The sequence below is a fragment of the Neorhizobium tomejilense genome, assembly GCF_964254135.1.
Taxonomy (GTDB): domain Bacteria; phylum Pseudomonadota; class Alphaproteobacteria; order Rhizobiales; family Rhizobiaceae; genus Neorhizobium; species Neorhizobium tomejilense.
In genome coordinates, this window is sequence record NZ_CAXUSO020000001.1 from 1717243 (window position 1) to 1731975 (window position 14733).

Here is a 14733-nt window from a genome sequence, read left to right on the forward strand (position 1 = left end):
CTTCTGCTTTCATACCAAGGAGGCTCAGGCCTGGCTGGGACGCTCGCCGTCGCCGACGGCCTTTTCGCCGGCGGATTCGGTCTGCGCCTTGTGGCGGGTGCGCCAGTCGCCAAGGAAGAGCAGGATCGGCGCCGCGATGAAGACGGACGAAAGCGCTGCGACGGCGATACCGAAGACCATCGGCACCGCGAAGCTTTCCACAGCGCTACCACCCCAGATCGCCATCGGCAGCAGGGCCAGGAAGGCGGTTGCCGAAGTATAGAGGCTTCGGGCGAGCGTTTCGTTGATCGACAGGTCGATCACGTCGCGCAGCGACATCTTCTTGTAGAGCCGCATGTTTTCACGCATGCGGTCGTAGACCACGACCTTGTCGTTGACGGAATAACCGACCAGCGTCAGCAACGCCGCGATGGCCGTCAGGTTGAAGTCGAGACCGGTCAGCGCGAAGAAGCCGATCGTCTTCGTCACGTCGAGCACGAGCGTCGCGATCGCGCCGACGGCGAACGGCCATTCGAACCGCGCCCAGATGTAGATCATCATGGCGATCGAGGCGAGACCGACCGACAGGAAGCCGGCGGTGGCAAGCTCGCCGCTGACCTTCGGGCCGACGACTTCGGTGCGTTCCACCTTGGCGGTCTGGTCGATCTTGGTGATCTCCGCCTTCAGCTTCTCGACGGCGACCGTCTGGGCCTGCTCGCCGCCGGGCTGGCGCTCGACGCGGACAAGTACGCGGTTGTTGCCGCCGAATTCCTGCAGGGCCACTTCGCCGAGGCCGAGTTCTCCGAGGCCGGAGCGGAAGGCTGCAAGGTCGGTCTGCTGTGTGGTGGTGACTTCCATCTGGATGCCGCCGCGGAAGTCGACGCCGTAGTTGAGGCCCGGCGTGAAGAACAGCACGACCGAGGCGATCGACAGGATGACCGAGACGCCGATGCCGAGGAAGCGGCCCTTCATGAAGTGGATATGGGTGCCGTCCGGAACGAGCTTGATCGGCAGCAGCGGCCTGATGTCGATCTTCTTCAGCTTCCTGCGGGCGGTGATGAACACCATCGCGACGCGAACGACCGACACGGCCGTGAACATCGAGATCATGATGCCGAGGCCCATGGTGACGGCGAAACCGCGCACCGGACCGGAGCCGAACCAGAAGAGCAGGACCGTGGCGATCAGGCTGGTGACGTTACTGTCGACGATGGTCGAATAGGCGCGCTTGAAGCCCGCATCGATCGCTGCAAAGGCGCTGCGGCCCTTGCGCGACTCTTCCTTGATGCGTTCGTTGATGAGGACGTTGGCGTCCACCGCAAGGCCGATCCCGAGCACGACGCCGGCGATGCCGGGCAAGGTCAGCGTCGAGCCGATCAGCGTCAGGCCGGCGAAGGTCAGGATGACGTTGATGAACAGCGCCACGTTCGCGAGGATGCCCCAGGTGCCGTAGAGAAACAGCATGAAGGCGACGACCAGGCCGAAGCCGATGATGCCGGTAAAGATGCCCATTTCGATGGCGTCGGCGCCGAGGTCGGCACCGACGGTGCGTTCCTCGATGACGGTCAGCTTGGCGGGCAGGGCGCCGGCGCGCAGCAGCGCAGACAGAGTGTTGGCTTCCGAAACCGAGAAGCCGCCGGAGATCTGGCCCGAACCGCCGGTGATCGGCGTGCGGATGACCGGCGCGCTGAGAACCTTGTTGTCGAGCACGATCGCGAAGGGACGACCGACATTCTGCTGGGTGATCTGCGCGAAGCGGTTGGCGCCGGCGCTGTCGAAGCGGAAGTTGACGACGGGTTCGTTGGTCTGCTGGTCGAAGGCGGCGCGGGCATCCGTCAGGCGGTCGCCGGACAGTTCGACGCGGTCGAGGACCGGATACTGGTTGCCGCGCTCGTCGGCGAGCATGGTGACGCCGGCCTCGCCCTGCTGGCCGAGCAGATGGAAACTCATCTTGGCGGTCGAGCCGAGGAGCTGGCGAAGACGGGAGGGATCCTGCTCGCCTGGGAGCTGCACGAGGACGCGGTCCGATCCGACCCGCTGGATTGTCGGCTCGGCGACGCCGACTTGGTCGACGCGCTGGCGGATGATTTCAAGGCTCTGCTCGACAGCCGCGGTGATGTGCGAGTTGATGCCGGCTTCCGTCTGGGCGATCAAGATCGTGTTGTCGGTCGGCGTGGTGATTGCGAGATCGCTGCCGCCGACGCTCGTGCCGAGGCCGATCGGGTTGGCGAGCGTCTGGAGTTCCGTCACGGCTGCAGCACGCTGGGCCGCGTCGCGCACCGCAACGGTGATCGTATCGCCGGACCGGCGGATCGCCGAAGTGTTGATGTTCTTGTCGCGCAGCACGCGGCGGGCGTCCTGCAGCAGGCTCTGGACGCGTTCGTTGATCAGATCGGGACGGTCCACCTCGAGCACGAGATGCGAACCGCCACGCAGGTCGAGGCCGAGTGCCACGCGGCTATGCGGCAGCCACGACGGCATGCGGTCGAGCGCCGACTGCGGAATCACGTTCGGTAGAGCGACCAGAATACCGAGAATGATGATGACGGCATAGCTCGCCACCAACCATGGGGAATTTCTCATATGTTTAATCCTGCTGAGCCCGAGCCACGCTCTGTCGAGCGGTTAGGGCAGAATGCTGATGTCGTTCAAGCGCTTGGCGCGCGATATCTCAGACGCGGGCCGGCGGCGCGCGCGCCAGCGAACCATGCCAGAACGGGGAGGCCACCGGATGGGAAGACGGCTTCGAGGCGAAGGCCGGGACGAAAACCGGGAAAGTGATCTCGATGGCGCGGGCTTCCAGCGCACCGCCGCCTGCGGGCCAATGGGCGCCCGTTCCGTCCTTGCGGTCCATGGCTGCGAGTGCGCGCAAAGGTTCGCGCTTGGTCAGGTGCGGAGTGTCGCTGGTCCTGTCGGCCGAAAGAATGCCGCGGGGGAATTGTACGTCCTTGACGACACTCGACAGCAGGCCGAGCAGCGCAGCGATCAGCAGAGCGGCGGCAAAGACCGGCCAGCGCGACAGGTGGCTTTCCTGTTCGCGTCCGTTTCTCGTCCGCTTGTCCTGCGGAAACAGCGCCATCCGCATCAGCTCCGGAGCGTTAAAAATCCCGAAGTCTTTGCTTCGGAACGGAATGCCGCCTTCTAAAGGAGAGGTGGGAGGCGGTCAATCTCCAGTAGGCCGGGAGCGTAACGGCAGATTGCGGCGGCATTTGCGCCGATCACGGCATTGCGGGTCTGAAATCGGCGCCTTTGCCGATCTGCCTGCATGAGACCATGAAGAGCCGCCTCTATTTGTGGATCGGGTCCTTCCACAGGACTTCTTCCGGCTTCTCGATGGGTTCGATGTCGAGATTGACGACGACCGGGTCCTGGCCGGAGCGGCAAAGCACGCATTCCAGCGTTTCGTCCGGACTGGCGTTAATCTCCTGGTGCGGCACATAGGGCGGCACGTAGATGAAATCGCCGGGGCCGGCCTCCGCCACGAATTCCAGGTTGTCGCCCCAGCGCATCCGCGCCTTTCCCTTCAGCACATAGATAATGCTTTCGAGATCGCCGTGGTGATGGGCGCCGGTCTTGGCGTTGGCATGGATCGTCACCGTGCCCGCCCAGATCTTCTCGGCGCCCGCGCGGGCGTTGTTGATCGCGGTCGCGCGGTTCATGCCGGGAGTCTGGGCGGTGTTGGGATCGAGCGAACTGCCGGGAATGACTTTCACGCCGTGCTCGCGCCAATCGACGTTGGAATGACCGTCATGGTCATCGTCATGAGGGTGGTGATGATCGTCGTGGCTATGGCTCAAGATCGTTCTCATTGACTAGGACGGGGCTCACCAACTCTTGCGAGTAGGGGGTCCGCGAGCCCCTGACCGGCGTCATGCCGGCTGGAGGCCACGTAGCTTTGCTCAATGAACATGATCAATGGGAACGTCCCAAATGTCAAAGACTTGGTAAGGAAAGAATAACTTTCCTGTTTCAAATCAACGCACTGTCACGCGCCGATGGCCCCTTTAGCCTCTCCCGCGCGAGCGGCAGATCGAACGGCCGCTTGTCGGTTGCATCGCGGATCGAGTCGCGAAACACCGCCGATGTTCGTGGGTGAAGGAGCCTCAAACGCCCTGAATGAGTGGCAGGACTTCAATCGAGCCCTGGTAGATCATGTCGAGGGCCACATAGACGATGACGGCCAGGCCGACATAGGCGATCCAGCGGAAGCGGGACAGGAGTTTGGCGACGAAGTTGGCCGCCACGCCCATCAGCGCGATCGAGATGATCAGGCCGACGATCAGCACTATGGAATGTTCCTTGGCGGCACCGGCGACGGCAAGCACATTGTCGAGCGACATGGAGACGTCGGCGACGACGATCTGGGTGGCAGCCTGGAAAAAGGTCTTGTTGGCAGCCTTTTCCCTCGCTTCGGCGGCAGAATGTGCATCGTCGCTGTGGCCTTCGCGCAGTTCGCTCCACATTTTCCAGCAGACCCAGCCGAGCAGCAGACCGCCCACAAGCTGGAGCCCCTTGATCGCCAGAAGATAGGTGGCGACGACCGCAAACACGAGGCGCAGCACGGTGGCGGCGGAAATGCCGAAGATGATCGCTTTTTTGCGGAGCGCGGCTGGAAGACCGGCGGCAGCAAGGCCGATGACGATGGCATTGTCGCCGGAAAGAACGAGGTTGATGGCAATGACCTCGAGAAGCGCCGCAAGGCCGCCTGCGGTGAAGAGTTCCATCATGAAGCGTGAACCTGAACCGGGAGTAGATTGAGGGTATGAGGCTATGCTGATCTTCTAGTCGTGCTTTTATGCGGACTGGTACAGAATATTTCCAAGCGCTTGGCAAGCGTATTTTGCGTTTTGTCAAACGGCATCGTCCGCTATCGAAGCGGATTTCGCACCGGGAGAAGGCAGACGATCCGAGCCGCAGCTTTTCACCGCGCTCTACCTCCACTTGCCGCGACTCACCTGCCCCCTATATGGCCTCACGGCGGAGCAGGTCCCCAACCTGCCACTCAAGGCGCAGAGTTTTTTCGCCTTGGGAAGCTGTGGGGGCAGGCGTCCAAGGGATGAAGGAGACGTAGATGGCGCAGAAGGCCGTTGTGCTTGTCGTCGAGGATGAACCGCTGATCCGCTTTACCACGCTCGATGCGCTGGAAGAGGTCGGACATTACGTATTGGAAGCCGGCAATGCCGACGAGGCGATGGTGCTGTTCCGCAACCGCGACGATATCGACATTGTCTTCACCGACGTCAACATGGCCGGGTCCATGGATGGCATTCAGCTTGCTCAGCGTATCCGCGCCATCCGCCCGAGCATCGGCATCATCATCACGTCGGGCGTTGTCAGCCTCGATCCGATGCTTCTGCCGACCAATACGGTGTTCCTGCCGAAACCCTATCAGCACGACCTGCTGCTGTCCTCGATCCACGAGATGATGCCGGGCTGAAACATCGGTGGACCGAAGACGGGTCGCCGGAACCAAGTGGTATGGCTTCCGGTTACCTCCTTCGATCAACCGGAGGAATTTCAGATGCCGAAGAGGTTCATCGCGTTTTCCGCCCTTTCGCTGTCGCTTGCGGCACCCGTTTTGGCCCAGACATCCGGCCCTGGCGCAACTCCCGCCTTGTCCGGCACGACAACCACCAAACCCGACGCCAATTCCGGCGCCTCGAGGGTCACGACGCTTCCCGGCGTTACCGATCCGACGACGACCAACAGCACGACCGGCACCGTCGATCACGAAGATCACTGCCAGCCGCTGGGGACGCCGAGCAATACCAATCCAAGCGCCGAAGCCCTGACGGTGCCGCGGCCTGAACAGGCGTGCAACTGATAGAGACGCGAAAACGCCTTTACTCTTCGTCAATCTCTATTAAGTTGGTAGACATTGAAGCGGTCACGGAAGCGGATTCAAAACCGACTTCTGGTGGTCCCCAAGACAGCCTTTCGCCCAGAGCAACCAAGGACGAGGAGTGTGCTTGATGACTTATGATGTCGCCGTCGTCGGTTCCGGTTTTTCCGCAATCGCCCTTACCATCAATCTCCTTCGCTTCCTGCCGTCCTCAGCCTCGATTGCCGTGGTCGGCGACGATCCCGGCTTCGGGCGGGGCACCGCCTACCGCACCGAATTTTACCTGCACCGCCTCAATGTGCCGGCGGCGCGGATGAGTGTGTTTCCGGATCGGCCGGACGATTTCGTCGAATGGCTGCGCCGCCAGGGCAGGGCGGCCTTTCCCGAGGATTTCGCCTCTCGCGGCGACTATGGGCTCTACCTGCGCGACACGCTGGCTTCGCTGCTGAGGCCCCGCGAGCGGCGGGCGCATGTGGATTTCATTCGGGCCAAGGCCACCGCCTGCGTCCACTGCGAACAGGACGGGCTCGTTTTCCATCTCGACAATGGCGGCGAACTGCGCGCTCGTACCGTTATCCTGGCACTCGGCGTCGGCAATGCCGACCTGCCTCTGCCGAAGGATCGCATCGATTCGGCCGTCGGCGCCCGGACCATCGACAATCCCTGGCGGCTCGGGTGGCTTTCGCGCGTGGGCCGTACCGACGAACTCTGTATCTTCGGCTCTGGGCTAACGATGATCGACCAGGTCCTGTCGCTGCGGGCCCAGAGCCATCGCGGTCGCATCCATGTCCTGTCGCGGCGCGGACTGGTGCCGCACCCGCATCCAACTCGACGCGCCGCTCCGGTCACGCCGGACCTGCCCGATACCCGGGAGATCAGCGCCCTGCTTCACGCTTTGCGCCGGCAGGTGGAGAACGGTGCCGACTGGCGGGGCGTTGTCGACGGCCTGCGACCGCAGACACAGGCTTTGTGGCAGAGCCTCGGTGCCGTTCAGCGGTCCCGTTTCCTTCGGCACGCGCTGGCCTGGTGGAATGTCCATCGTCACCGTATCGCGCCGGAGGTGTTTGCGCGCTTCGACGCGCTTCTGAAGGATGGCACGGTGACTGTGCATGCAGGCTTCCTCCGCTCGATCGACAGGGATGGCGACGGTGCGAACGTCCGGTTCAGGCAACGCGGCACGCCGGATATCGTCTCCCTCCATGCCGACTGGATCGTCAACTGCACAGGCATGGAGCGCGCCGGCATCGGCCATTCGCCGCTGCTGACCGAGATGCGCAATCGACAGATGATCTCCATGGACGAACTCGGACTTGGCATCTGCGTCGATCGGCAGTCTCGGGTTCTCGACCCGGACGGCCGGCCGCAGCCGGGCCTGTTTGCAGCCGGAGCGCTGACCGCCGGCCAGTTCTGGGAGATCACGGCGGTGCCGGATATCCGTGTCCAGGCGAAGGCGCTTGCCGAAGAGATCACGACCCAGATCGCCCGCGCTGCGCCGCGGACGGCCCGCATCGCGTGATCGGGCATTCCCTGAGCATGATTTTCTTCTGACGGGATATCTGCGGCAGGTTCCTTGCTTTCATGCTGCGGTACCCACGCTAATCTGGAGAAAGTCATTGCGCAGAGAGGAATTTCCATGGCCCTGAAACTCGTCGGTCTTGCGGGTAGCTATAACCGCCCATCCAAGACTTTTGCGCTGGTCGAACACATCGCTTCCGTCGCAGCCGAACGTTATGGATTCGACATCCGGCTTCACGACCTCACCGATGTCGGGCCGTCTCTCGGTCAAGCACAACGCCAGGGCGATCTCGACGAAGCAGCCGCCAAGGTGCTCGCCGATGTCGTGGAGGCCGATTTCCTGATCGTCGGTTCGCCGACCTACAAGGGCAGCTATCCCGGCCTGTTCAAACATTTCATCGACCTGATCGATCCGGAACAATTGCGCGCCAAGCCGATCCTGATCACCGCAACCGGCGGCGGCGACCGGCACGCATTGATGGTCGAACATCAGCTTCGGCCGCTGTTCGGCTTCTTCATGGCCCATACATTGCCGACGGCCGTCTACGCCTCCGATCGCGATTTCGCCGATTACCGGGTAGTCTCGGAAACCCTGCAGCAACGGATCGGCTTTGCCATCGATGAGCTTGCCGCCTTCTTCCCCGTCCGGGAACTTGCTGCCGCCGAGTAACTTTACTTTCGCCGGATTTGTCGTCATCAATCCCCGCCATCGCAATCCGGAGGGGAACGCATGACGATCGAAGAAGACATGGCGAAGATCGCGGAACAGGAGAAGGCACTCGTCTTCGACCGGTTCGACCTGACCACTGCCTGGGACCTCGGATCGGTGCTTCGCCATATGGCCGTCGAACGGGGCCTGAGCGTCGTCATCGACGTGCGGCTGCATTCGATGTCGGCCTTCTACACGGCATTGCCGGGCACCACCGCAGACAACGAAAACTGGGTACGCCGCAAGCGCAATCTGGTGTTCCGGTTTTTCCAATCGAGTTATGCAATCGGGCGGAAGCTCGAGCTCCAGGGCGATACGGTGGAAAGCCGATATGGTATTCCCGCAGCGGACCACGCGCCGCATGGCGGCAGCTTTCCGATCAAGGTCGCCGGCGTCGGCTGCATAGGGGCGGTGACGGTGTCGGGCCTGCCGCAGCGCGAGGATCATAATATGGTCGTCGAAGCCCTTGCCCGGATGACCGGCAAGGATATCTCCACACTCCGTCTCGGATAAGGAGATAGCTATGGCGCAGGCCGACATAAAAACCCCCGGGGAAGTTTTCACCTTCTGGTTCAAGGAGCTGACCCGCAAAGACTGGTTCGAGAAGAACGAGGCGCTCGACGAGGCGATGCGCCGGCATTTCGCGGCCACTCATCTTTCGCTTGCCCGCGGCGAGCTCGATGCCTGGCGGACGTCCCCGGAAAATCGGCTCGCGGCGGTGATCGTTCTAGACCAGCTTTCCCGCAACCTCTATCGCGGCACGCCGCTTGCCTTCGCGACGGATTGGCTGGCCTTGCGTGAGGCAAGGCTTGCCATCGAGGCTGGCGCGGATATGGCGGTTCTGCCCGAGCAGCGCGGCTTCTTCTATCTTCCCTTCGAGCATTCGGAGACGCTCGCCGATCAGGATCGGTCGGTTGAACTCTTCGCCTTGCTGGGTGATGCGGAATATCTGGACTATGCGGAACGTCACCGTGCGGTGATCCGCGAATTTGGTCGTTTCCCGCATCGCAATGCGCTGCTCGGCCGGGAATCGACCGCCGCCGAACTCGAATATCTTGCCAAGCCCGGCGCCGGTTTCTGATCTCGAAGTAATTATCGGCGGAACATGCGTGCGACGGCAATCAGGATGCATGCACCGATGAAGCCGGCGATCAGGTAGCCGATCCAGCCGCCGAGCACGACGCCGAAGACGCCGAGAATGGCATTGGCGATGATGGCGCCGACAATGCCCAGGATGATGTTCATGATCAAGCCCATGTCGCTTTTCATGAACTTTTCGGCGAGCCAGCCGGCAATGCCGCCGATGATGATGGCTGCGATCCAGCCGATACCTGCCTGTTCCATGACTTACCCTCAATGATTGTTGGGACGGGGAAACGCGAAGAAATGTTCCAGGTTCCAGGAATTGGAACAATTCCTGGAACCTGGACTACAGCATTCCTTTTCTTCGCCCAGAAGTCACTCTATTTTCGCCGACGAATCCGATCGAAAGACAAAAGAGCAGACATTTGACAGAACTTCCCACGACCGGCCCTTCAACCGTTCAGCGCATAACCCGCGTGCTGTTCGCCGCACTCATGATCGCCGCCGTCCAGCTGGGCTCGTCGTCGCATGTGTTTGCCCAGACGCAACAGCAGGCGCAGGGACAGCGCCAGGAGCAGGTGCCACCCGACGTCACCCTCGATTCGATCAATTCGGACATGAAGGGCAAGATAGACACGATCCGTCAGCGGCTCGATAGCTTCCGCAACCGGATCCAAAGCGACGCCGATGACGATGCGCGCCTTGCGGAACTCAGGGTTCAGGCGGAAACGATCGTCGGCGAAATGCGCTCGGCCTCGGATGCCATGCGCACTCGCGTCGAACAGATCCAGGCCCGGCTTAAGAGCCTCGGCGAGCCGCCTGCGGCCGGCCAGCCTCCGGAAGCGCCCGCGGTCGTTGAAGAGCGCAATCGGCTGTTGAACGAGCGCTCCGAGCTCAATCTGATCGTCGACGACGCCGGCCAGCTTTCCAACAGCGCGACCCAGGTCGCCAACACGATCACCAATCTGCGCCGCACGCTGTTTACTCAGACGCTGTTCCGCCACACCGAGCTGTCGGGCGAATTGTTCGCCGATGCCGGCCACGCGTTCGTCGCCGAGGTCAGGAACTTCGGCTCTACCTTCAGCGGCTGGATCAGTTTCGTCTGGAAATTCAAGAAGCTGCAGCTGCTGGGCGCTCTGGCGCTGTCGCTCGGCGCGGCTATGCTCTTCCTGTCCGGAGGATACCGGCTGTTCGGGCGCTTCATCCGGCGAAACGACCACGAACATCCCTCCTATATAAGGAGATTGTCGGTGGCGTTCTGGTCGACGGTGATCCAGACCGTGGCGCTGGCGGCCTTTCTGCTCGCTTCCTTCCTGTTCCTCGACGGCTTCAACGTGCTGCGGACGGATATCACGCCGATCGTGGTGACCTTTTTCGGCTTCGTCTGGTTCGTTAATTTCGTCTGGAAGCTCACCTATGGCGTATTGGCGCCGGGCGAGCCGGAGTGGCGGCTCGTCCGCATCACCAATCGCGGCGCCCGCCTGCTGACGCTCGCCGTACTCGCCATGGCGATCGTCAACGGGCTCGACTATCTGCTCGGCGCGATCAGCGAGGCGCTGAATTCGCCGCTGGTTCTGACCATCGTCAAAAGTCTGCTCGCTTCGGTGATCATCGGCCTGATCCTGATTGCCATCTCCTTCGTCCAGCCGCGGCTTGTCGAGGGTGAAGATCCCGATGGGCCGGGACATCGGTGGCCGCGCTTCTTTCCGCTGTTCCTCCGGATCACGGGCCTGCTCCTGATCCTGTCGGTGCTGACGGGATATGTGGGGCTTGCCCGGTTCGCTTCGACCCAGATCGTGCTGACCGGTGCGGTGATCGTGCTGATCTATATCGGGCTCCTGTCGGGCAGGGCGGTTTCGAAACAGGGATCGTTCACGGATACGGCGGTCGGCCGCCGGCTCGCCGAAAGCTTCAATTTCGGCGAGGTCTCCCTCGACCAGGCAGGGCTCGTTGCTGGACTTGGCATCTACGCCTTTGCGCTGATCCTCGGCATCCCCCTCATCCTGCTGACCTGGGGCTTCCAGATCGCCGATATCGAAGCCTGGATCTACAGTTTCTTCACGCAGATCCGGATCGGCAACATCTCGATCTCGATCGTCGGCATTCTCGGCGGCATCCTGCTTTTCGGCCTCGGTTTCGTCGTCACCCGCTGGGTACAGAAGTGGATCGACGGCAATGTGCTGGCGCGCAGCCAGGTGGATCTCGGGGTCCGCAACTCGGTCAAGACCGGTATCGGTTACCTCGGCATCGGGCTTGCAGTGCTGGTCGGCGTCTCAGCCGCCGGCATCGACCTGTCGAGCTTCGCGCTGGTGGCGTCCGCCCTGTCGGTCGGCATCGGTTTCGGCCTCCAGAACATCGTCTCGAACTTCGTGTCCGGTCTGATCCTGCTTGTCGAGCGGCCCTTCAAGGTCGGCGACCATGTGGTGACCGGCACGACGGAAGGTATCGTCAAGCGCATTTCGGTGCGCGCCACGGAGATCGAGACGTTCCGCAAGCAGTCAATCATCGTCCCGAATTCGGACCTCATCAATTCGCCGGTCGGCAACTGGACGCATCGCAACAAGATCGGGCGTTCCGAAGTGCCGGTCGCGGTGAGCCACCACACCGATCCGCAAAAGGTGATGGATATCCTTCTGGAACTGGTCGATCAGGTGCCGGAAGTGTTGCGCAATCCGGAACCGCACGTCGAGTTTCTGAACTTCGGGCCTTCCTCGCTCAATTTCGAACTGAGGTTCCATCTGGCCGACATGGGCGAGGGTTTGAGGATCCGCAACAATCTGAGGATCGCCATCCTCAAGCGGTTCAAGGAGGAGGGGATCGCGATACCGTTCCCGCAGCAGGAGATCATCTTTCATCGGGGCCGGCCGATCCTGCCGGAGGAGAACGATGCAAGAGGGGGCGCATAACCGGCCCTCTGCCCTAGCCCCGCGCGGCCATTCTGATGATCGTCGCGGGCTGGCTCCTGGCATGTCGTAAACAGGCGTTTGGCCCGCCTGTCGGAATTGCATAGTCCCTGCAGTTTGCGAAAAGGCCACACGAGGCCGAAGAGGGGTTCTTTCCATGAAGACACATGCACGGGCGGTGGTGATCGGCGGCGGCGTGGTCGGTGTTTCGACGCTTTATCATCTGGCGAAAAAGGGCTGGAGCGATGCCGTCCTGATCGAACGCAAGGAATTGACCTCCGGTTCGACCTGGCATGCGGCGGGCCTTCTGCCGCTTTTCAACCTCTCCTATTCGGTCGGCCAGCTGCACAAATATTCGGTGCGCTTCTATCAGGAACTGCAGGAAGAGACCGGCATGAATGTCGGTTTCTCGAAAGTCTCGAACATCCGTCTCGCCCGCACCAAGGACCGCTGGGAAGAGTACATGTATTATGCCGGGATCGCCGAGACGATCGGTGTCACGGTCAACGTCCTGACGCCCGAACAGGTAAAGGAGATCTGGCCGCTCTGCGAGATGGATGGAATCCTCGGCGCCATCCAGCATCCGGACGACGGCTATATCCAGCCGGCGGACCTCACCCAGGCGCTTGCCAAGGGCGCGCGTGACCTCGGCGCCACGATCTATCGCAACACGACTGTCACCGCCATCGAACAACAGCCGGACGGGCTCTGGAAGGTGACGACCGACAAGGGCGAGATCACCGCCGAGCACATCATTTCCTGCACCGGCAACTTCGCCCGCAAGACCGGCGAGATGGTCGGCATCAACATTCCGGTCATACCGGTCGAACACCAGTACATCGTCACCGAGCCGCATCCGGCGATCCAGGAGCGCAAGGCCAAGGGCCTGCCGGAAATGGGGGTTCTACGCGAATCGGACTCCTCCTGGTACATGCGCGAGGAGAATGGCGGCCTGCTGCTCGGGCCTTACGAGGTCGGAGCACCCGTCTGTTACGTCGACGGTCCGTCCGACGAGAGCGAATACGAGCTCTTCAACGAGGAACTCGACCGGCTGATGCCCTATATCGAGACCGCCATCGTGCGCGTGCCGGCCTTCGGCGAAGTGGGCATCAAGAAGGTCTACAATGGCGCGATCGCCTATACGCCGGACGGCTCGCCGATCGTCGGTCCCGCGCCCGGCCTCAAGAACTTCTGGCTAAACGAAGGCCATTCCTTCGGCATCACCGCCGCTGGCGGCGCCGGCTGGCAGCTGGCGGAATGGATCGTCGATGGCGAACCCACCGTCGATATGATGGGCGTCGATCCGCGCCGCTTCGGGCCTTACGCAACGGAAGGCTACCTCATCGAAAAGAACGAAGAGGCCTATGCCAATGTTTTCACGATGCATTATCCTGACGAAGAGCGTTCCGCCGCGCGTCCCTTGAAGACGACGCCGGTCTATGACCGGTTGAAGAAGATGGGTGCCGTGTTCGGCTCCGTCTACGGCTGGGAGCGCGCCAATTGGTTCGCGCCTGAAGGTTATGAAGTGCCTGCGGAAGACCTCGGCGTCGGGGTAGAGGTGCTGACCGGCCACAATCATGCGCCGGCGCTGGAAGATGGCCGGATCGTCGAAAAATGGTCCTTCCGCCGCTCGAACTATTTCGACCACGTGGGCAACGAGGTCAAGAATGTCCACGAGAATGTCGGTGTGCTCGACATGTCGGCCTTCGCCAAGATGGAAGTGTCCGGCCCCGGTGCGCGCGCTTTCCTCGACTCGATCTTTGCCAATGCTATCCCGAAGAAGCGCGGCCGCATCGCGCTCTGCCACCTTCTGACAAAACAGGGTGGGGTGCGGTCCGAGTTCACCGTCTATGAATGGGCACCGGATCGTTTCTATCTCGTGTCGGCGGGCGCCTATGAGGCGCATGACCAGGATTACCTGCGTAAGCTCGCCCCGACAGATGGCTCGGTCAAACTGACCCAGATCACCCAGAGGCTCGGCGTGCTGGTTCTGGCCGGCCCGAAGTCTCGCCAGGTTCTGAAGAAGCTCACCCGCACCAGCCTCGACAACAAGGATTTCCCCTGGCTTTCCGGCAAGGAGATTTCCGTCGGCATGGCGTCCGCCCATGCGCTGCGCGTTAATTTCGTCGGCGAACTGGGCTGGGAACTGCATCACCCGATCGAGATGCAGAACTATATCTTCGACAAGCTGATGGAAGCCGGTGCCGAATTCGGCATCAAGCCTTTCGGCATCCGCGCCATGCTCTCGATGTCGGTCGAGAAATCCTACCGGCTCATCCCGCGCGAAATGTCGATCGAGTACAATGCCTACGAGTCCGGTCTCGACCGTTTCATCAAGACCGACAAGGACTTTCTCGGCAAGCAAGGTCTGCTTTCCTACAAGGAAAAGGGGCTGAAGTGGAATTTCTGCACGCTGGTCATCGAAGGCGCCAATGATGTCGATGCCCGCGGTTCCGAGGCGATCTACAACGAAGATGGCGAATTGATCGGCCGCGCCACCAACGGCGCCTACGGCTGGCGTATCGGCAAGTCGTTGGCGCTTGCGATGGTCAAACCGGGTTATGCAGAGACCGGCACCAGGCTCAAGATCAAGATTCTCGGCAGCCTCTACAATGCCAGTGTTGTGCCGGAAAGTCCGTTCGACATGGACAACACTGCGCTGCGGGCCTGAAAACCGGCTAAAAGTAAGAAGTCATTGACGT

13 protein-coding genes are annotated in these 14733 nt (G+C 61.7%); 8 read left to right on the forward strand and 5 right to left on the reverse strand.

The annotated features are described in order from the left end of the window. Nucleotides 1–24: 24 nt before the first annotated feature. From secD to ACSQ3G_RS08895, 4 genes are all read right to left on the reverse strand, one after another. Nucleotides 25–2562 (reverse strand): protein translocase subunit SecD, encoded by a 2538-nt coding sequence (gene secD / locus ACSQ3G_RS08880; RefSeq protein ID WP_436109754.1) that lies wholly within the window; start codon nt 2560–2562, stop codon nt 25–27. Between the two features lie 88 nt (nt 2563–2650). Next, a complete protein-coding gene (locus tag ACSQ3G_RS08885; RefSeq protein ID WP_436109755.1) occupies nt 2651–3058 on the reverse strand; it encodes a hypothetical protein in 408 nt (135 codons plus the stop codon). Between the two features lie 208 nt (nt 3059–3266). Then, entirely contained in the window at nt 3267–3776 is a 510-nt protein-coding gene (locus ACSQ3G_RS08890; protein ID WP_436109756.1) for a cupin domain-containing protein, read from the reverse strand. A gap of 306 nt (nt 3777–4082) precedes the next feature. After that, complete coding sequence (locus ACSQ3G_RS08895; protein WP_436111691.1) at nt 4083–4703, reverse strand: YjbE family putative metal transport protein; 621 nt, start codon at nt 4701–4703, stop codon at nt 4083–4085. 347 nt (nt 4704–5050) lie between these two features. Here ACSQ3G_RS08895 and ACSQ3G_RS08900 point away from each other — a divergent pair, with 347 nt between their 5' ends. The 6 genes from ACSQ3G_RS08900 to ACSQ3G_RS08925 all read left to right on the forward strand — a co-directional run bounded on the left by ACSQ3G_RS08900 (nt 5051) and on the right by ACSQ3G_RS08925 (nt 9126). Beyond that, nucleotides 5051–5416: a response regulator gene (locus ACSQ3G_RS08900; RefSeq protein ID WP_105403596.1), complete on the forward strand. Its 366-nt coding sequence runs from the start codon at nt 5051–5053 to the stop codon at nt 5414–5416. A gap of 84 nt (nt 5417–5500) precedes the next feature. After that, nucleotides 5501–5803 (forward strand): hypothetical protein, encoded by a 303-nt coding sequence (locus tag ACSQ3G_RS08905; RefSeq protein WP_436109757.1) that lies wholly within the window; start codon nt 5501–5503, stop codon nt 5801–5803. Nucleotides 5804–5951: 148 nt separating this feature from the next. Continuing rightward, nucleotides 5952–7337 (forward strand): FAD/NAD(P)-binding protein, encoded by a 1386-nt coding sequence (locus tag ACSQ3G_RS08910; RefSeq protein WP_436109758.1) that lies wholly within the window; start codon nt 5952–5954, stop codon nt 7335–7337. A 117-nt stretch (nt 7338–7454) separates the two neighbouring features. Next, nucleotides 7455–8006 carry an FMN reductase gene (msuE, locus tag ACSQ3G_RS08915; RefSeq protein WP_436109759.1) on the forward strand — a complete coding sequence of 184 codons (552 nt, stop codon included), beginning with the start codon at nt 7455–7457 and terminating at the stop codon, nt 8004–8006. A gap of 60 nt (nt 8007–8066) precedes the next feature. Continuing rightward, a complete protein-coding gene (locus ACSQ3G_RS08920) occupies nt 8067–8558 on the forward strand; it encodes a heme-degrading domain-containing protein (protein WP_436109760.1) in 492 nt (163 codons plus the stop codon). Between the two features lie 10 nt (nt 8559–8568). After that, nucleotides 8569–9126: a DUF924 family protein gene (locus tag ACSQ3G_RS08925; RefSeq protein WP_436109761.1), complete on the forward strand. Its 558-nt coding sequence runs from the start codon at nt 8569–8571 to the stop codon at nt 9124–9126. A gap of 11 nt (nt 9127–9137) precedes the next feature. On the opposite strand, the gene ACSQ3G_RS08930 is transcribed toward ACSQ3G_RS08925, so the two are convergent. Continuing rightward, entirely contained in the window at nt 9138–9389 is a 252-nt protein-coding gene (locus tag ACSQ3G_RS08930; protein ID WP_046599797.1) for a GlsB/YeaQ/YmgE family stress response membrane protein, read from the reverse strand. A gap of 164 nt (nt 9390–9553) precedes the next feature. On the opposite strand from ACSQ3G_RS08930, the gene ACSQ3G_RS08935 reads away from it, so the two are divergent. Further along, nucleotides 9554–12034, forward strand: coding sequence for a mechanosensitive ion channel domain-containing protein (locus tag ACSQ3G_RS08935; protein WP_436109762.1), 2481 nt, complete (start codon nt 9554–9556; stop codon nt 12032–12034). A 154-nt stretch (nt 12035–12188) separates the two neighbouring features. Next, nucleotides 12189–14702, forward strand: a complete 2514-nt coding sequence (locus ACSQ3G_RS08940; protein ID WP_436109763.1) for a GcvT family protein — start codon at nt 12189–12191, stop codon at nt 14700–14702. Nucleotides 14703–14733 lie beyond the last annotated feature (31 nt).

What these genes read in the sequence shown, in the direction of transcription:
- msuE (WP_436109759.1), top strand. Translation starts at nt 7,455, where the DNA reads ATGGCCCTGAAACTCGTCGGTCTTGCGGGTAGCTATAACCGCCCATCC.
- ACSQ3G_RS08885 (WP_436109755.1), bottom strand. Translation starts at nt 3,058, where the DNA reads ATGGCGCTGTTTCCGCAGGACAAGCGGACGAGAAACGGACGCGAACAG.
- ACSQ3G_RS08910 (WP_436109758.1), top strand. Translation starts at nt 5,952, where the DNA reads ATGACTTATGATGTCGCCGTCGTCGGTTCCGGTTTTTCCGCAATCGCC.
- ACSQ3G_RS08905 (WP_436109757.1), top strand. Translation starts at nt 5,501, where the DNA reads ATGCCGAAGAGGTTCATCGCGTTTTCCGCCCTTTCGCTGTCGCTTGCG.
- ACSQ3G_RS08895 (WP_436111691.1), bottom strand. Translation starts at nt 4,703, where the DNA reads ATGGAACTCTTCACCGCAGGCGGCCTTGCGGCGCTTCTCGAGGTCATT.
- ACSQ3G_RS08900 (WP_105403596.1), top strand. Translation starts at nt 5,051, where the DNA reads ATGGCGCAGAAGGCCGTTGTGCTTGTCGTCGAGGATGAACCGCTGATC.
- ACSQ3G_RS08940 (WP_436109763.1), top strand. Translation starts at nt 12,189, where the DNA reads ATGAAGACACATGCACGGGCGGTGGTGATCGGCGGCGGCGTGGTCGGT.
- secD (WP_436109754.1), bottom strand. Translation starts at nt 2,562, where the DNA reads ATGAGAAATTCCCCATGGTTGGTGGCGAGCTATGCCGTCATCATCATT.
- ACSQ3G_RS08930 (WP_046599797.1), bottom strand. Translation starts at nt 9,389, where the DNA reads ATGGAACAGGCAGGTATCGGCTGGATCGCAGCCATCATCATCGGCGGC.
- ACSQ3G_RS08920 (WP_436109760.1), top strand. Translation starts at nt 8,067, where the DNA reads ATGACGATCGAAGAAGACATGGCGAAGATCGCGGAACAGGAGAAGGCA.
- ACSQ3G_RS08925 (WP_436109761.1), top strand. Translation starts at nt 8,569, where the DNA reads ATGGCGCAGGCCGACATAAAAACCCCCGGGGAAGTTTTCACCTTCTGG.